16 protein-coding genes are annotated in these 17,591 nt (G+C 61.4%); 11 read left to right on the top strand and 5 right to left on the bottom strand.

What is annotated here, in order from left to right:
• The first annotated feature begins 44 nt into the window (after positions 1–44).
• The gene (locus MCUTH_RS10140; protein ID WP_066958642.1) at positions 45–503 is read left to right on the top strand and encodes a YbhB/YbcL family Raf kinase inhibitor-like protein; all 459 of its coding nucleotides are present in this window, start codon (positions 45–47) and stop codon (positions 501–503) included.
• Between the two features lie 47 nt (positions 504–550).
• On the opposite strand, the gene MCUTH_RS10135 is transcribed toward MCUTH_RS10140, so the two are convergent.
• A complete protein-coding gene (locus tag MCUTH_RS10135; RefSeq protein WP_066958748.1) occupies positions 551–1,006 on the bottom strand; it encodes a CBS domain-containing protein in 456 nt (151 codons plus the stop codon).
• Positions 1,007–1,124: 118 nt separating this feature from the next.
• Here MCUTH_RS10135 and MCUTH_RS10130 point away from each other — a divergent pair, with 118 nt between their 5' ends.
• The 4 genes from MCUTH_RS10130 (at position 1,125) to MCUTH_RS10115 (ending at position 4,438) form a co-directional block, all read left to right on the top strand.
• The gene (locus MCUTH_RS10130) at positions 1,125–2,054 is read left to right on the top strand and encodes a DUF475 domain-containing protein (protein WP_066958640.1); all 930 of its coding nucleotides are present in this window, start codon (positions 1,125–1,127) and stop codon (positions 2,052–2,054) included.
• Between the two features lie 97 nt (positions 2,055–2,151).
• On the top strand, positions 2,152–2,727 hold the full coding sequence (locus MCUTH_RS10125) for a flavin reductase family protein (protein ID WP_066958638.1): 576 nt from the start codon (positions 2,152–2,154) through the stop codon (positions 2,725–2,727).
• A gap of 278 nt (positions 2,728–3,005) precedes the next feature.
• Complete coding sequence (locus tag MCUTH_RS10120; RefSeq protein ID WP_066958636.1) at positions 3,006–3,377, top strand: response regulator; 372 nt, start codon at positions 3,006–3,008, stop codon at positions 3,375–3,377.
• A complete protein-coding gene (locus MCUTH_RS10115) occupies positions 3,365–4,438 on the top strand; it encodes an ATP-binding protein (protein ID WP_066958634.1) in 1,074 nt (357 codons plus the stop codon). Before MCUTH_RS10120 ends, MCUTH_RS10115 begins: the two co-directional genes overlap by 13 nt.
• A 4-nt stretch (positions 4,439–4,442) precedes the next feature.
• Here MCUTH_RS10115 and MCUTH_RS11860 read toward each other — a convergent pair whose 3' ends face one another.
• Together MCUTH_RS11860 and MCUTH_RS10110 are read right to left on the bottom strand one after the other, a co-directional pair.
• The gene (locus MCUTH_RS11860) at positions 4,443–4,607 is read right to left on the bottom strand and encodes a hypothetical protein (RefSeq protein ID WP_169795902.1); all 165 of its coding nucleotides are present in this window, start codon (positions 4,605–4,607) and stop codon (positions 4,443–4,445) included.
• 78 nt (positions 4,608–4,685) lie between these two features.
• On the bottom strand, positions 4,686–5,804 hold the full coding sequence (locus MCUTH_RS10110) for a TIGR04084 family radical SAM/SPASM domain-containing protein (RefSeq protein ID WP_066958632.1): 1,119 nt from the start codon (positions 5,802–5,804) through the stop codon (positions 4,686–4,688).
• A 102-nt stretch (positions 5,805–5,906) separates the two neighbouring features.
• Between MCUTH_RS10110 and MCUTH_RS10105 the strand changes: the two genes are divergently transcribed.
• Positions 5,907–6,242: a cupin domain-containing protein gene (locus tag MCUTH_RS10105; RefSeq protein ID WP_066958630.1), complete on the top strand. Its 336-nt coding sequence runs from the start codon at positions 5,907–5,909 to the stop codon at positions 6,240–6,242.
• Positions 6,243–6,504: 262 nt separating this feature from the next.
• Entirely contained in the window at positions 6,505–9,249 is a 2,745-nt protein-coding gene (locus MCUTH_RS10100; RefSeq protein WP_066958628.1) for a cation-translocating P-type ATPase, read from the top strand.
• On the opposite strand, the gene MCUTH_RS10095 is transcribed toward MCUTH_RS10100, so the two are convergent.
• Positions 9,222–11,153, bottom strand: a complete 1,932-nt coding sequence (locus MCUTH_RS10095; RefSeq protein WP_066958626.1) for a beta-propeller domain-containing protein — start codon at positions 11,151–11,153, stop codon at positions 9,222–9,224. The two genes, MCUTH_RS10100 and MCUTH_RS10095, sit on opposite strands and share 28 nt — an antisense overlap.
• A gap of 89 nt (positions 11,154–11,242) precedes the next feature.
• Positions 11,243–12,178, bottom strand: a complete 936-nt coding sequence (locus tag MCUTH_RS10090; RefSeq protein ID WP_066958624.1) for a calcium/sodium antiporter — start codon at positions 12,176–12,178, stop codon at positions 11,243–11,245.
• A 139-nt stretch (positions 12,179–12,317) separates the two neighbouring features.
• Between MCUTH_RS10090 and MCUTH_RS10085 the strand changes: the two genes are divergently transcribed.
• The 4 genes from MCUTH_RS10085 to MCUTH_RS10070 all read left to right on the top strand — a co-directional run bounded on the left by MCUTH_RS10085 (position 12,318) and on the right by MCUTH_RS10070 (position 17,217).
• On the top strand, positions 12,318–13,079 hold the full coding sequence (locus MCUTH_RS10085) for a SagB/ThcOx family dehydrogenase (RefSeq protein WP_066958622.1): 762 nt from the start codon (positions 12,318–12,320) through the stop codon (positions 13,077–13,079).
• 80 nt (positions 13,080–13,159) lie between these two features.
• Positions 13,160–13,888, top strand: a complete 729-nt coding sequence (locus MCUTH_RS10080) for a YkgJ family cysteine cluster protein (protein WP_066958620.1) — start codon at positions 13,160–13,162, stop codon at positions 13,886–13,888.
• 81 nt (positions 13,889–13,969) lie between these two features.
• Positions 13,970–15,757: an SLC13 family permease gene (locus MCUTH_RS10075; RefSeq protein ID WP_066958618.1), complete on the top strand. Its 1,788-nt coding sequence runs from the start codon at positions 13,970–13,972 to the stop codon at positions 15,755–15,757.
• Positions 15,758–15,816: 59 nt separating this feature from the next.
• Positions 15,817–17,217 (top strand): dihydrolipoyl dehydrogenase family protein, encoded by a 1,401-nt coding sequence (locus tag MCUTH_RS10070; protein ID WP_224732825.1) that lies wholly within the window; start codon positions 15,817–15,819, stop codon positions 17,215–17,217.
• Positions 17,218–17,591: the final 374 nt, after the last annotated feature.

Genomic DNA, 17,591 nt, shown 5'->3' with positions numbered 1-17,591 from the left:
ATTTATAACATGGTTCTCGAAGGTAGGTGCTAAAGGAGCCAGGTATGAAACAGAAGTTGGTAGTAAAACTGGATTTTGAAGAGTTCCCGGCGGTTCACACCTGTAAGGGAGGGAACCGGTCCCCCGCAATCAGGGTCGAAGGGATCCTCCCGAACATCAAATCACTTGCACTCCTTGCGACGACGAGCCCCCAGGATGGACCGTCAAAGGTGGCGTGGCTTCTCTGGAACCTTCCCCCGGTTCCGCGGATCCCCGAAGGGTTCCCGAAAGGAGAGGTGGTGGAGTCACCGCTCCCTGCAGTACAGGGAACGAACGATTTCGGCACCATCGGTTACCGTGGGCCCTGTCCCGGGGCCGGGGAGGCCGAGGCGTACCTCTTCCGGGTCTATGCGCTCGACCTCGATCTTGCGCTCTCTCCCGGTGCGACCTGGGAGGATATGATCCGCGCGATGGAGGGGTCGATAAACCAGAGCGGGGAGACTATAGTCTTCTCCTTCGGCTAGGGGAGGATCTATTGCCTCCCCTCCGAAAATGGAGGTGGCATCCCCCTTCACATGGGTGGTATGGGGGCGCTCAGTTTCTGTGGGGGTGGGCTTTGTTTCTCGATGTTCTTTGCGATAGCCGCCATCTCCTCGCCAAGCATGCGGATAATGTCGTCCATGGTGACGATCCCGATTAACTTTCCGGCATCGTCGATGATTGGCATCCTCCGAATGCCTGCATCAGTCATCTTCTGGATGGCCTCATAGATCCCCATGTTATCCTGAAACGCGATCACGTTCCCGGTCATGATCTCTTCTGCCCGCACCGCGCCCGGATTCTTTTCCTGTGCCATAACCCGGATTGCGAGATCGCGATCGGTGAGTATGCCTGCAGGTCGGTTATCACCGGTGACGACGACGACGCTTCCGACATTCTTCTCACCCATGACCTTCGCCACCTCCAGCGCCGGCGTGTCCAGTGAGACGGCGACGACCTGCTCACGGCAACACTTTACAAGTCCCATATCTGTATCCTCCTTAACGACGACTGACTCATGCGGGTATGATATATGAACGTAACCCATACTCAGCCGGCCCGGTCTCTTCTTATATACGATCGAGAATAGATCCTACTACACAAGAATGGACTGGTTACTGATTATTCTGACGGTAGCAGGCCTCATTGTCTTTGAGACGGTCTCAAGCATTGATAATGCCATCATCAATGCGGACGTCCTTGCGACGATGAGCGAGCGGGCCCGCAGGTGGTTTCTTCTGTGGGGCCTGATTGCTGCGGTCTTCGTAATCCGGGGGCTCCTGCCGTGGGTGATCGTCTGGGCGACCAATCCGTCGCTCGGGCCCATGGGCGCGCTGCTTGCGACCTTCTCAAGCGATCCTGATGTCGTGGCCGCGATTGAGGAGTCTTCCCCGATCCTTCTGATATTTGGAGGAATGTTCCTTGTCCTCCTCTTCTTTCACTGGCTCTTTGCGGAGGAGAAGAACTGCTGTCTCCGAACCGAGGCGTTCTTCTCCCGGCAGGCCGTCTGGTTCTATGCCGTTGCCTCGATCCTGCTTGCTGCGGTAGTCTGGTTCGCCCTCCAGATCAACACCATGATGGGTTTTGCGGCGGTGCTTGGGTCCACAATCTTCTTCATAGTACACGGATTCAGGCAGAACGCCGAGGTGCAGGAAGCCCGGTTGAAAGGGTCGGGGATGTCGGACGTCTCGAAACTCGCCTACCTTGAGGTCCTCGATGCGACCTTCTCGATCGACGGCGTCATCGGGGCGTTTGCCTTCACGCTCTCGGTCCCCCTCATCCTGATAGGGAACGGAATCGGGGCCTTTGTGGTCAGGGAGCTGACTATCCGGGGTATCGACCGGATCCGGAGTTTCTGTTACCTCAAGAACGGTGCAATGTACTCCATCCTGGTGCTCGGGACGATCATGCTCGCGGACAGTTTCGGATTCCATATTCCCACCTGGCTCTCGCCGATAGCGACATTCGCCATCGTCGGCTTCTTCCTCCTCCGTTCGGTCCAAGAGCAGAAGGGGGGTTCTGCAGGCGCCGCATGACCTGATCCACCTCCTCTTTTCTTATCACATTGGTATGGTGCGCCGGATTCAGTTCTAGAAAAAGGTTTATCCGGGTCTGGAGACGAACCGTATTCCCATGACGAAGCGTTCATTTGGTCCACGGACTCTCCTTTACCCTCATCCAGATCTGATCATCGGGACATACGGCCCAGATGGCCGGCCCGATGCGATGGCGGCTGCATGGGGTGGCATATGCTCTTCCAACCCTCCGGCGGTGGCGGTCTCGGTCCAGAAGGTCCGGCAGACCTACAAGAACCTGATGGAGCAGCGCGAGTTTACTATCAGCATACCATCTGAGGAGTACGTCCGGGAGGCGGACTACTTTGGCATCGCCTCCGGTCGGGATACGGACAAGTTTGCTGCCACGGGCTTAACCCCGATCAAGGGCGACCTGGTGAACGCGCCCTACGTCGGTGAGTTCCCGGTCGTCCTCGAATGCCGGCTTCTCCAGACGGTCGAGATCGGCGTACATACCCAGTTCATCGGCGAGATCCTGGATGTGAAGGTGGATGAGAGCGTCCTTGGAGAAGACGGTAAGCCTGATATCGGAAAGATCCGGCCGATTGCCTACGACTCGATGCGCCAGGAGTATTACGGGTTCGGCAGCGTGCTCGCAAAGGCCTTCTCGGTGGGGAAAGAACTCAAGAAATAACTATTTTTTCGCCTCAAGCGATACCTCCGGCTCGCCTGGATGCTGCAGGGCAGAGATGTTCTTTTCAGGGCTTTCCGGGAGCAGGTAGGGGCGGTAGGCCGTCTGCGCCGGGAACGATTTCGTATAATGCCAGGTACTCGGTTCGTTTCAGAAATCGTCGGTTATCAGAAGAAGCATTATCTGTGATGGACGCCGGAAATATCACCTTAGCGTCGTTATTCATTCCGATAAGTATTATCTGGTTGCCCGGGAACTACTGAACGTTGGAAGCCTTATAGATGGTCCGGTATTCCATACTCTATGTCGACGACGATCCGGCGCTCCTTGATGTCGGCAGGATATACCTCGAACGTTCGGGCGCGCTGGCCGTCGAGACGGTGCTCTCCGGTCGGGAGGCGCTGGGCTTGCTCGGTGAGGGGACCTTTGATGCCGTCATCGCCGATTACCAGATGCCGGAGATGGACGGCATCGAACTCTTGAAGAAGATCCGGCAGCAATTTCACGATCTCCCGTTCATCCTTTTTACCGGGCGCGGCCGCGAGGAAGTCGTCATAGAGGCGCTCAATCACGGTGCGGACGGCTACATTCAGAAAGGGGGGACCCGAGATCACAGTTTGCCGAGCTCGAGCATCAGGTCGTGCAGGCAATAGAGCGCCGGCAGGCCGTCCAGGCGTTGCGGGACTCGGAGAAACGCTACCGCGCTCTCTTTGAAGGTGCGAACGATCCCATATTCATCTTCGAGAGATACCGGTTCGCCGACTGCAACTCAAAAGCCCTTGAAACATTTCACTGTACCAGAGAGTTCCTGATCGGGAAGACCCCCTGGGAACTCTCGAGTCCCACCCAGCCCGACGGCATTCCGGCACTGGAAAGCGCTATCGCCAAGATGGATGCGGCGTATGCCGGAGAGCCGCAGTTTTTCGAGTGGCGGATCACCACACCGAGCGGGAGAGTTTACGATACGGAGATGAGCGTGAGCCGGCTGGACGTGAAAGGCCCGCCCTGCCTGCAGGCCATCGTCCGGGACGTCACCGCACGGAAGCAGACGGAAGCCGCGCTGATGGCCGCGAACCGGAAGATGCACCTGCTCTCCGGGATCACCCGGCACGATATCCTCAATCAGCTGACCATCCTCCATGGCTACCTGGGGCTCATGAGGGAGCAGATAACCGATCCGGACCTCCTTGGTTACATGGACAGGCAGGAGCAGGCTATTGAGTTCATCCGGCGCCAGATTGCATTCACCCAGGACTACCAGGATCTGGGAACCCGTGCCCCGGAGTACCAGGACCTTCGCGAGTGCGTGATCCAAGCGGCGGCCGCCCTCACCCCCGGTCTCACTCTTCTTACCGAGGTGGATGCGGTTGAGATCTATGCCGATCCGATGTTTGGGAAGGTCTTTTACAACCTCCTTGAGAACGCGGCCCGGTATGCCGGTCCGGCCCCGACGGTCAGGATCCGCTGCTCCCGTCGGGAGGGCAGCCTTGCCGTCATCATCGAGGATGACGGCCCGGGGATCCCGCCAGGCGAGAAGGAGAAGATATTCCTGCGAGGTTTCGGGAAGAACACCGGTCTCGGCCTCTTCCTCGTGCGAGATATCCTGGAGACGACCGGGATCGCCATCCGCGAGACCGGGGAGTTTGGGAAGGGTGCACGGTTCGAGATCCTGGTCCCAAAGGGCGGCTGGCGGGTCCGGGATGCCGGCGTCTGAGCCGTCATCGCCGCCGGTCGCGTTTCACCTCGACCCACCGCTTTTTCTTCCCGCAGCGCTCGCACCGCTGCTCCCACTCGATGACGTTTGAGGAGTACTCGTCGTATCCGCGTTTTCTGCCCCACCGGTGGAGCCCGATTCTGCAGAGGATGAGGCCGATGGTCGTCATGATCTTCTTAGCGTTCTCGTCTTTTTGGTTGGATGAATCTTGCCCCGGTGGATGGGGTTCTGGCTGGGTGATCCCCTCTCACGGTATGATCTCGCAGCTGTTGTATTTGCGGTGGGTAAAGTCTTCCATCCGTATTCTTCCTGCATCGATGAGGGCCCGGATCTCCGGGAGCGCTTCCGAGAGCGCCGAGTGAAGGTTCCTCACCGTCCCGCAGACGATCCGTCGCCCTTCCTCGGGCCAGGGGTTGGTGATATTCGAGTAGAGGCACCTCCCGCCGCAGAAGTCGTGGATATCGCATGCCGTGCAGGCCCCCCCGACGTCCATCACCGGGAGGTGGAGGGGGTCTGCGGTGGCGATATGCCCGACGTAGTAGTCCTTCATCCCGACCATGATCGGGCAGGGGGCGATATGCCCGTCGGTCATGATGCTGTAGTTAGAGTGGCCGCATCCGCACCGGAGCATGCTTGGCCGCCCGCGAAGCATATCCTCCATCGGGTCCATGAAGGGATACCACCGGAGCACCTTCCCTTCGGTCCGCATCGTCTCGACCCAGAACCCGACAAGCGACCGGATGCCGGGGTTGTAACTCTTCTCAACCCAGGAGGCGTAGTCACGCATTTCATAGTCGTTCCAGAAGTTTGCGTCCATCTGCCAGTGGACGGCAGGGAACGAGAAATACTCGTTTGCCGATAGATAGCGGACAGCCTCCTCGATATCCGTATCCTCGGTCACGGTCATCCGGGCGATCACCTCGCCAGAGAATCCTCCCGCCGCAAGAGCGCGGAGGTTTCTCATGATCCGGCGGAACGTTCCCTCTCCCCGGTGGGCGTCAGTGACCTCCTCGGGCCCGTCGATCGAGACCAGGATCGTATCGAATCGGTTTGCGGTCGCGGGATCGAGACGGTCTAAGAGTGTGCCGTTCGTGTGCAGGATCAGCGCAGATACCGGGGCGTCGCGGGCGATCTCGCGGACGCGGTCGACGGCGAGCAGGGGCTCCCCGCCGTAGAAGGTCAGCACGGCCTCGGGGTCTTTTGCGAGGAACCGGTAGAGATCGGTAAGATCGATATCGAGGTCGACCGGGAGGTCTTCATCGACGGCGATCTCGGGGAGATCTGGCGGTTCGACAGTGAAGGCTTTCCCGCGGCAGTAGGTGCAGCAGAGGTTGCAGTTGTCGGTCAGGATGAGATGGTAGTACACTCGTGGTCCCTTACTGTTTGGAGGCCGGGCGGGAAAAAAGGTGAGGATGCAGCCCCTTCATGGGCCGCAAGACAGAATACCCTGCAGGGAGAAGAGACTCATATGTCCAAAGAAAAGAAAGAGAAACTCACCGAGCAGGTCATCGACCCCCGCGACCTCGTCGCCTACCAGCCCGGATCGATCGTCAGCAGGATGCTTGTCTACACCAAGGCTGGCACCATCACGGTCTTTGCATTCGACGCCGGCGAGGGCCTCTCGGAGCACACCGCTCCCTACGACGCTGTCCTCCAGGTCATCGACGGGGAGGCCCTCATCACCATCGCGGGGAAGGAGTACCCGATGAAGGCGGGCCAACTGATCATCATGCCGGCAAACATTCCCCACGCGGTCCACGCCGTCACGCAGTTCAAGATGATGCTGACAATGATTCACGCTTGATTCCCTCGTAGATCGCTGCCTGCAATTTTTTATAGATTGGAGACCTGTCTCTCCCCCGGCCTCCACCCCCATCGGCCGCGTTAACAGTCTCCTCTCCCTCGCTCATGTAGAAAGGGCGGCAGCTTCCCGGGCCTGCTCCGGCGGGTATCCGCCGGGAAGAGCTGCATAGCGGGGTTGCAGGCGAGGCCACAGTGCACCCGCCCGATCTCATCCCGCAGCACCGGCGCACAGCATTGTGATCGCACATGATGGCACCACAACAATGGATCGGTCCTCTCTAACCCCGGACGAATCCCGCGCGACGGCATGGCACGCTCTTGCGGCATTCGAGGTAGCCGAACGGCTCGAATCCCCGACAGGGGGTCTTTCGGATGCAGAGGTTGCCCGTCGGCGGGGGATCTTTGGGGAGAATGCCCTCCCGCAGAAGCGGCCCCCGACGGTGCTGGAGGTCTTCCTTCGCCAGTTCATGAGCCCGCTCATCTATGTGCTCCTTGCGGCGGGGATCATCTCCATCCTCTTTGCCGATGTTACGGATGCAGGCTTCATCTTCGTGGTAATCCTGCTCAACGCCGCCATCGGGACGTTCCAGGAGGTGAGGGCGGAACGGAGCGCAACGGCGCTCCAGCAGATGCTCAGGATTCATGCCCGGGTGCGCCGGGACGGGCGGGAGGTGACCGTCCCGGCGGAAGACCTGGTCCCCGGCGACCGGGTTGTCCTGGAAGCGGGTGACCGCGTTCCCGCCGATATTCGTGTCATACAGGCACGCTCACTCACGGTCGATGAGTCGCTCCTGACCGGTGAGTCCCACGCGGTCGAGAAGAACCCTGATCCCATAAACGCATCAGCGCCTCTGGCCGACCGCCGAAATATGCTTTATGCCGGCAGCACTGTCACGACCGGCCGGGGGATGGGCGTCGTGGTCGCGACCGGCCAGTATGCCGAGATTGGGCAGATCGCCGAGACGGTCACGGCATCGGAGGCGGGAAAACCCCCCCTCGTCATCCGTATGGAAGATTTCTCCAAAAAGATCAGCCTTGCCGTTCTTGTCGCCTCCGGACTGCTTGCGATCATCGTCCTCGGCCAGGGGATGCCCCCGTTCGAGGTCTTCTTCCTCGCCGTCGCGCTCGCGGTCTCGGCGATCCCCGAAGGGCTGCCGGTCGCCCTGACCGTCGCGCTCTCGATTGCAGCATCACGGATGGCGGGGCGCAACGTCATCGTCCGGTATCTTGCCGCTGTGGAGAGTCTCGGGAGCTGCACGCTGATCGCGAGCGATAAGACGGGCACCCTCACGGTGAACCAGCAGACCGCCCGGGTAGTTCTTCTACCCACGGGCGAGGAGATCTCGGTTACGGGTGCCGGGTACGCGGGTGAGGGAGAGGTCCTCGATATCCACGGTGCCCCGGTAACCGGCTCCGTCCGTGACCGGGTAGAAAGCCTGGCCCGGGCTGCGACCATCACCAACGAGGCTGTGCTGGAGCGGACCGACGAGGGGGGCTGGACCTACCGGGGCGATGCGATCGATGTGGCGTTTCTTGCGCTCACCTACAAACTGGGACTCGATCCTGCCGGTATCCGGGAGGGTGCGCCTGCCGTCGCCGAGATCCCCTTCGAGTCCGAGCGCCGGTATGCCGCCGTCTGGTACCGGGAGGGTGAGGCGGTCCGGGTGGCGGTCAAGGGGGCCGCCGAGACGGTCCTCCCCTTCTGTCGAACCATGGCCGCCGGACCGGGTGGCAGCATCCCGCTCGATCCGGATCGTGTGCAGGAGGAGCACGACACCCTCACCTCCAGGGGATACCGGGTGCTTGCCGTGGCTCATGGTCGGGTGGAGGGAGAGATCTCCGCGGAGAACCCGGAGATCCCTCCCCTCGAACTCCTCGGTCTCGTCGGGTTCATCGACCCGATCCGGCCCGACGTCCCCGATGCCATACGCCGGTGCCGCAGCGCCGGGGTCGACGTGGTGATGGTGACGGGAGATCACCCCGCAACGGCGCTCGCCATCGCGCGGGAACTCGAGATTGCGGACTCCCCCGACGAGGTCGTCACCGGCGCGGAACTCGGCGACCCCGATGTGACGACCCTGCCTGAGTTCATCGACCGCGTCCGGGGCGCCCGGGTCTTTGCCCGTGTGACGCCGCTGCAGAAACTCCAGATCGTCGAGGCCTACCGGGAGAGCGGAGCGTTCGTCGCGGTCACCGGGGACGGGGTCAACGACGCGCCGGCGCTCCGGAGCGCAAACATAGGGGTCGCTATGGGCTCCGGAACCGACGTCGCCAAGGATACGGCGTCTCTGATTGTCACAGACGACGACTTCGCCTCGATCGTCGCCGGGATCGAGGAAGGGCGCTACGCATATGACAACGTCCGTAAAGTCGTCTATCTCCTGATCTCGACCGGGTTTGCGGAGGTTCTCCTCTTCATGCTCGCCCTCCTGATTGGTCTCCCGCTCCCTCTCCTTGCCGTCCAGCTCCTCTGGCTGAACCTAGTGACGAACGGTATCCAGGATGTCGCGCTGGCGTTCGAGCGAGGCGAGCCCGGCGTCATGAGCCAGCCGCCGCGGCGACCCGAGGAGGGGGTCTTCAACCGCCTGATGATAGAAGAGGTGCTCATCTCCGGGACGGTCATCGCGCTCGTCGCGCTCGGCGTCTGGTACTGGCTCATCTCAAACGGGTGGGACGAGTTTGCAGCCAGAAATCTGCTCGTTCTGCTGATGGTGCTCTTTGAGAACTTCCATGTCTTCAACTGCCGGTCGGAATACCGGTCGGCGTTCCGCGTCCCCATCAGCAACAACTACCTCCTGATCGCCGGCGTCATTGCGGCGCAGGGGATCCACATCCTCGCGCTCTACATCCCCTTCTTCCAGGACGTCCTCCAGGTGCAGCCGGTCTCCCCGGTCGAGTGGCTTGTACTGCTTGCCCTCGCCTCCTCGGTCGTGATCGTGATGGAGATCTTCAAGTCGGTCCGCAAGCACCGCTCTCCGGTTCACCAGACCGGGTACGGGGTCGGGTAGACCTCCCCGCGGTAGGGGAGGAGGACCTCGCCGATCCGGCTGCCGTCGGCAAGGTCGGTCATGACGATGCTCCTCATTGAGATCGTATAGAGGGTGTCGTCCATGAAGAGCGACCGTTGCACCGCGTCGGGTGTGTACCAGGAGTACGGGGATCCGCTCTCGGCATGGGCGACCCTACCGAGAAGCGTGAATCCGTCTTTTTGGCTTACCCTGTAGACGTAAGCACCCTGCCAGGTTTCGAGGGCATATGATCCGGGATAGCGCGACGAGGGGTTCTCGACCTTCTTTATCTCGCTCACCGGTATGACCAGGAGTTGCCTATCCTCCACAAAGAGGAAGGCCTTGTGATCGTGGAGGGCCGCGGAGTCGGTCCCTGCCTCTCCGATCACGACGCTATCGACCTGGGTCGGGCTGTTCACGTCCGAGACGTCAAAGAGGGCGATCTTGAGGCCGGCGACCGAGACCCCGCCCCACTCGTTCTCGCTCGTCTCTTTGCCGATGCCGATGATGTGGTCGGGGCCGTAGGGGTGGAGGTAGTCGGAGTAGCCGGGGATCTTGAGTTCCCCGAGGATGCCCGGGCGCTTCGGGTCGGTTAGATCGATGACGAAGAGCGGATCGATCCGCTTGAACGTCACAAGGTAGAGCCGGTCGCCGGCAAACCGGGCGGCGTAGATCCGCTCGTCCGGCGCGATATACTCGAGCGCCCCGATGGTCTTCATTGTGGAATCGAGGACGTAGACGTTGTTGTACTGAGTTGTCCCTTCCCGCGTCCAGCCCTCGACGGTCGTCGCCACCCTGAGGTTGCCGGCATACTCGTCGAGCGAGAACTGGTTCAGGAGATGCCCGGGGACCTCGCCCATCGCCCGGTAATCGATCTCTCCACCTTCAATCGAGAGCCGGTGGATGAGCGTCCGGTCGCGGGTGCCGGGTTCCACCGGCGGCACCGCGATCCCTGCCGGGCCGGCGGTGGAGACCGGGCCCTGGTTGCGGTAGCCGATGTAGAGGTTCTTCTGCGACGCATAGAGTGTGGTGTCGTAGCCAAGCAGGAAGGTCTCGGCGTCCGGCGTGCCGGTATCGTTCCGGATGGAGAAGGCGCCTGCGGTGTAGAAGATGTAGTTCTGCAGGGGGGTCTTTGGCCGGTAGACGTCGGGCACGATGGGCTCCGCAGTGCCTGTCCTCACCTCGGGAAGGAGTATGTCGTCCCGCACCCAGACCGGGGACTCCCGCGTGAGGGCGTAGACGTGGTCCCCGATCAACCGCGCATCGTAGTAGTCGCCACTAAAGGTCACGTCCCGGACCTGTTCTGGATCTTCTCGGTCGCTTATATCGTAGACATAGGCGTGCGTCACCGTCCGCCAGACCGGGACCGGGGTTACGCTCCCTTCTACGGTGGTCATTCTCTCTTCTGTTGTGGTGGCAAAGACCACCAGGCGGTCTCCGGCAAGAAAGAGCGCTTTCGGGCTCCCGTCGATCCTGCTCTCGGAGATGATCTTCGCATTCTCCGGCGGGAACGCCTCAACGATCGTGAGCGTCTCCCCCGAGATGATGTAGATATACTTCCCGTCGTTCTTCAGGAAGTCGGCCTCGTCCACGCCCTCCACCTGCACGTTCGTCGTGGAGTAGTCGCGGGCCTGCGAAGTCGGAGCGGCCGTCGCCATCGGTGCCGGGGGATTCACCCCGGCCTCGTCCGCGACGCCGCCGGTGGCCCGGTGGTACCCGCCATCGCGCCAGCTGCCTTGCGCGTTCTCTTTTAAGAACGCCTTGATCTCCTCTTTCGATGCAAATTTGATCAGATCGCCCCTGATCTCCGCCCCGTCCTCTTCCGACGCGAGGGCGGTCCCGATGATCGCGGCGACGACCAGACAGCCGAGGGCGACGACGATTGCCGGTTTCCAGTTCTCCATAACCGTCCACCTTCCAATGAAGGAAGATAGACGCAGGGAGGTATCAGGTTTGTGTAACCTACGAATTTTTTCGGAGTTTTGGCACCACCTCATGCGACCGGCGCGGTCGCAAAGATCCAGGCGATGTAGGCGGCGTAGCCGATGAGCAGGACGATCGACCAGCCCCGGACAATGCCCGGTCGGGCAAAGATCAGGGGGAGGATCGCAACCGAGAAGAGGACGACCGCGACTATGTCGAACGCGGACCCGATTGTGACCGGGGCGAGGAGAAGGCTTATCCCGAGGATGAAGAGGAGGTTGAAGATGTTGCTCCCGAGGATGTTGCCGATGGAGATGGCCCCCTCATTCCGTACGGCGGCCATGAGGGATGTCGCAAGTTCAGGCAGCGACGTCCCGACGGCGACGATCGAGAGACCTATGACAAACGCAGGGACCCCGAGGGCCTCGGCGAGGGCGACAGCACCGTCGACGACGAGCTGTGCCCCGATGATGACCGCGGCGAGGCCGAGTCCGATGTAGAGGATATCGGCCCACCCGTGAGACTTGATCTCGATGTCTTCCTCCTCACGCCCCTCCCGTATGAGGAAGTACAGGATGATCACGAAGAGGGTGAGGAACACTGCCCCGGCAAGGGCGTCGAGCGTGCCTCTCGCAGCGAGGAGCGCAAACGCCACGGTGGCCACGAGCATCAGCACGGTGTGCCGGAAAAGTTCCGATCGCGATGCTCCAGATGCGGCAATCATTCCGGGCCGGATGAGGGTGCAGAGCGCGAGAACGAGGGCAATGTTCGCAATATTGCTCCCAAGGATATTCCCGAGGGCGATCCCGGTGTTTCCTGTAGCCGCGGCGTTCGTGCTGACGACGAGCTCGGGAAGCGATGTGCCGAACGCGATGATCGTGGATCCGATCAGGGCCGGAGAGATACTGTATCGGAGTGCGAGGCCGCTTCCGCCCCCTACGAAGAGATCGGCGCCCTTGACGAGGAGGGCCAGGCCGACGATGAGCATAATTGCGGTCACTATCATGGGAGTGCCTCGGGTACGGTGGTAATAGTTGGTCGGAGTTCTCCTAATACGTTTCCGGATTCGAATCGCGGACGACTGTCTAGAACTCGGGGTCGTGTGATTGGCAAAATATTATGTCATCTCTTGCCATAAGGCCCGTATGCCCTATCGGAGTCTCCGAACCCTTTCGGAAGCGGGAAAGGAGTTTATGCGGATGACGGAGCACGAAAACCTGCCGCCATTGGACCAGATGCTGGGCCGTCCGCCGCCGCCGCTCGAAGTCCCGTACACGAAGGGGAGAGCATTCATCCCGCTCCCTCCACCGGAGGATATTGTTCTTCCTGCAATCGATCTCCGTGACGCGATCGAGCAGCGGGAAAGCGTCAGGGATTATGCCCCGGAGCCGCTTGCACTCCACGAACTCTCATTCCTCCTCTGGTGCACCCAGGGGGTCCGGAGGGTGGTCGACGGGGCCTTCACCCTCCGGACGGTCCCGTCCGCGGGCGCCCGGCACGCCTTCGAGACCTACCTCCTGATCAACCGAGTCGAGGACGTCCCTCCCGGGCTCTACCGCTACCTGGCCCTCGAGCATCGCCTTGCCGAAGAGTCGCGCGACCCGGGCCTCCCGAAGCATGTGACTGCAGCCTTCCTGAACCAGCCGCATATCCTTGAGAGCGCCGTCACCTTTCTCTGGATCGCAGTCCCTGGCCGGATGACGTGGCGCTACAGCGAGCGCGGCTACCGCTACCTGCACCTCGATGCCGGCCACGTCTGCCAGAACCTCTACCTCGCGGCATCGGGTATCGGGTGCGGGGTCTGTGCGATCGGCGCCTTCGACGACGCGGCAATCAACCGGCTCCTCGGACTCGACGGTGAAGAGCAATTCCTGATCTACGCTGCGACGGTGGGGAGGAAGGTTTAAGTTGGCGGGCCGAAGGGCATATCCCCCTCCCCGTCATAGATCTCAGGTAACAGTCCCGGTACGAACGTCTGGGACGATGGATGGGAGGGTGCTCGTTTACGTTCACGCTTGACGAACAGATCGTTGCCCTTGAGGCAGAATACGAAAGACTTCTTGCGTTTCCGGAGGACGAGTTCATCGAGATCATCCGCGATGTCGGGTTCTCCTGCGAATGTTGCGGCCGTTGCTGCACCCGTGACTTCAACGGGCACGTCTTTTTGCTCGAGGAGGACACCGATAGTGTCCGCTCGTTTGCACCAGATGTCGTCATCCCGGCACCCGATTTCGATGCCTGCGACCAGCAGGGACACTTTTACGTCATGGGCTACGCCCTCAAGACGAAGCCCGACGGTTCCTGCATCTTCCTCTCGGATGGGAGGAGGTGCACCATCTACGACCGGCGGTTCGCCATATGCCGGATCTACCCCTACATGCTCCACCGGGAGGCCGATGAGACGGGTACCGTGGACTGGCGCCAGATCAGCGGCTTAAACGAGCACGGCTGCTACAACAACCCGATCGATGATGCCGAGTGCCTCCGGATTGCCCGGGAGACCCGGGCGTACGAGGCGGCGTTTCTCGACCAGGCGATCCGGTTCAGGAAAGCCCTCCGGGATCTCTTTGCCCGTGAAGGACTGCGGCATGTCCAGCGGACCTACGATCTTGGGATGCGGGACTTCCAGAAGGGCGTCGAGGTCGAGGTCCGGGTCTTCCACCGGGGACGTTTCGAGCCGCACCGGGTCACCCGCTCGATTTACGACGGCTTATAACCCTCTAATCTCCAGGTCCCCTTGCGGCCTTCTTTGGTCCTGCCCACACCTTTTTCTGTTCTCCAGGCCCGAGTCTGCCCGATGGAGACCGAGATCCTCCTCACCCTGCTGGTGTTCATCGGTTCTGCCGTCCTCTTCGTCACCGGTATCGTCAGGGTCGATGTGGCCGCGCTGCTCGTGACTCTTGCGCTCACATGGCTTGGGCTCATCACACCGCAAGAGGCCCTCTCCGGCTTTTCGAGCAGCGCGGTCATTGCAATGCTCTCGGTGATGGTCCTCGGGCGGGGGCTCGACCGGACCGGGGTGACCATCCGGATCGCCCGTGCAATCGTCGGTTTCGCCGGGACCGGTGAGCGCCGGCTGACCGCCGCTGCATCCCTCGTCGCCGGCGGGCTCTCGGCCTTCATGCAGAGCGTTGGGGCCACCGCCGTCTTTCTTCCCTCGCTCCTGCGAGTCTCATCCTTGACGAGGATCCCGGCATCACGCCTCCTCCTTCCCGTAGGCTACGCCGCGACCCTCGGCGGCACCATCAGCATGGTGGGAGCCGGCACCCTCATCGTCCTCAACGACCTCCTTCAGCAGGCCGGATATCCGCCTTTCGGGCTCTTTGCGGTCACCCCCATCGGTCTGCCGCTCCTTCTCTCCGGGGTGGCACTCTTTTACTTATTTGGGGATCGCCTCCTCCCCAGGCGCGAGAGGACCGACCTGAGCCCGCAGGAGGAGCTGATCCGGACCTGGCAACCCCCTTCACGCATCTTTTATCTGCGAATCCCGGAAAAAAGCCCTCTCGTCGGGAAAACGCGGGAGGATGTGCGGATGATCTCGCGCTACAACCTCCATCTCATATCTCTTACCGAGGAGAGTGAGGTCCTCTATACGCCGTGGCGGTACACTCGATTTGCCTCCGGGCAGGAGCTCGGCATTCTCGGGCAGGACAGTGACGTTGAACGGTTCAGGGCGGATTTCGGGCTTGAGTGGGTCCGGCCGGGGGAGAGTTCCGCAGACATCATGACCGATCCGAACGTGGGGTTTGCTGAGGTGATCGTCCGCCCCTACGCCCCGATCATCGGTAAGACCCTCCGGGAGCTTGAATTCCGGGTGACCTATGGCGCCGAGGTCCTGATTTTTTTCTCGGGGACGAAAGAGCAAAGAACGAACTTTGCAGACCTGCCCCTGAAGGCGGGGGATACGATGATCGTGCTCGGCCGCTGGGAGCGCCTCCAGGCACTCGGGACGAGCAAGGATTTCGTTCTGGTGACTCCCATCGAGGGGCGGGCGGGGGTTCGCGAACGCGGTGCAAAGACTGCTGTCCTCTGCTTTCTTGCCGCTGTTGGACTCACCTACACGGGCCTCTCGATCGCGACAAGCCTTCTTTCGGGCGTGGTCGCGATAGTCCTCCTCCGCGTCATCTCGATCGATGAGGTCTACCGGGCAATCGATTGGCGGACGCTCGTGCTGATAGCCGGCCTCCTTCCGCTCGGTATCGCCATGGATACGACCGGGACGGCCCGGTTCATCGCCGACCGGATTGTCGACCTGGTCGCCGGGTACCCGACGTTTCTCATTCTCATCGCGATTGCACTGCTTGCGACTGCATTCTCACTGGTTATGTCGAATATCGCCGCCACCGTTCTGCTTGTTCCGCTCGCGGTTGTGATGGCAGATCCGCTCGGGCTCGACCCGCGTGGCCTTGCGCTCCTCGTCGGGATATGCACCTCAAACTCGTTCCTCCTTCCGACGCATCCTGTCAACGCCCTCCTGATGGGCCCCGGGAATTACCGAACCCGCGATTACCTCTTTGCCGGGGGTGCTCAGACGGTCATCTTCATTGCAATCGCCGTCGGCCTCGTATCCCTCCTCTACTTCTGACTCTCTTCTCCGGGTCCAGCAGGCCTCATTCGGGGCCTCGTAGCCCCGGGTAAACCTTTATGCCACTCTGTGTCGACCGGGTGCTCGCTATGGAGCGGGAGTACGATCTTCTTGTCATAGGGACCGGGGTCGCCGGTTCCGACATCGCCTGGCACTGCAGGGATGCCGGGATGCGGGTAGCGATCACGGATCATCAGGATTACGGCGGGACGTGCGCCCTTCGGGGGTGCGTCCCAAAGAGGGTGCTTGCCGGTGCCGCCGCGACAGTGGCCCGTGTTCACAATATGCAGGGGAGGGGGGTCTCGGGCGAGGTCTCGATCGACTGGCCAGAGCTCGTCGCTTTCGAACGCACGTTCCCCGGCCCCATTCCGAGACGGAAGGAGGAGGGCTTTCGGGAGGCGGGGATCCATACCTACCACGGGTTCGCACGGTTTATCGGGCCGAACCGGGTAACGGTCGGCAACGATACGGTCACGGCCCGCTACATCGTGATCGCCACCGGTGCCCGCCCCCATCCTTTGAACGTCCCGGGAGAGGACCTGGTCACAACGAGCGATGAGTTCCTCTACCTCGATACGCTTCCCGAGCGGATCGTCTTCATCGGCGGGGGCTATATCTCGTTTGAGTTTGCGCATGTTGCAGCAAGGGCCAACTCGAAGGTGACCATCCTCCAGCGGAGCGGGCGGCTCTTGAAGGGGTTCGACCCCGATGTGGTCGAGCGGCTGGTGCTGGCCTCAAAGGAGATCGGGATCGACGTGCAGGCGAATATGCCGCTTCGCTCGATCGAGAAGAATGGAGCGGGCCTGCGGGTGCGGGCCGGAAGAGAGGGCGAGGAGAAAACCTTCGAAGCCGATATGGTCGTTCACGGGGCCGGCCGGGTCCCGATGATTGAGGGCCTCGATCTGGCGGCCGGAAACGTCGCAACCGACCGCCGGGGCATCGTGGTCAACGATTACCTCCAGAGCGTCTCAAACCCCGCCGTCTACGTCGCCGGGGACGCAAACCCGCTAAGCCCGCAGCTGACGCCGGTGGCTGTGATGGACGCCCACCTCGTCGTCGACAACATCCTTGGCGGGAACGTGCGGACCGCGGACTACTCGGTCGTCCCGAGCGTCGCCTTCACAACCCCGCCCATCGCGTCCGTCGGGCTCACGGAGAAGCGGGCGAAGGAGAAGGGGATTTCATACACCGTCAACGCCGGCGACCTCTCGGGCCGCTTCACGAACCGGAGCATCGGCGAAAGACACGTCGGCTACAAACTCCTGGTCGAGCGCGAGACCCGCCGGGTCATCGGGGCGCACCTCATCGGTCCTCACGTCGAGGAGGTGATCAACATATTCGCCCTCGCTATCAAGCATAACCTGACGGTGGACGATCTCGCGCTGGACGCGATCCCGTGGGCTTACCCGAGCGGCACCTACGATATCATCCACATGATCTACCCGCTGGTGAGGAAGTGAGAGCGACAGCGCCCCAGGGTGTGGCTGAAGAGTATTTGAGAGGCCATCTGGTTCTGAGGGGCGGCGGAAGTGCAAGTCTGGGCGAGCACCGTGAGCGAGGGATAGATGAGTGATCACATTTTGTTTTCTTGTACCCGAGGATTCGTGGACTTCACCGGCACATCTGCTTGCCCACGGCTTTCCAGTGGTTATCGCGTCTGGGGGAGGGGTTTCAGGGGAGGGGGGATCGCCCCTTCGCACCTAACGGTGCTCGAACTCAGGGCGTTTCGCCCTTCGTTCCTCGAAACTCTTCGAGTTTCTCAAGCTCCTGACCTCCGGTCAGTCGCACTCCCCGTCAGCCCCTCCCCCACATGGCGATATCCCCTTGAAAACCG

Origin of the sequence: Methanoculleus thermophilus (assembly GCF_001571405.1) — an archaeon.
Classification (GTDB): Archaea; Halobacteriota; Methanomicrobia; order Methanomicrobiales; family Methanoculleaceae; genus Methanoculleus; species Methanoculleus thermophilus.
This window is presented reverse-complemented; position numbering and strand designations above follow the sequence as displayed.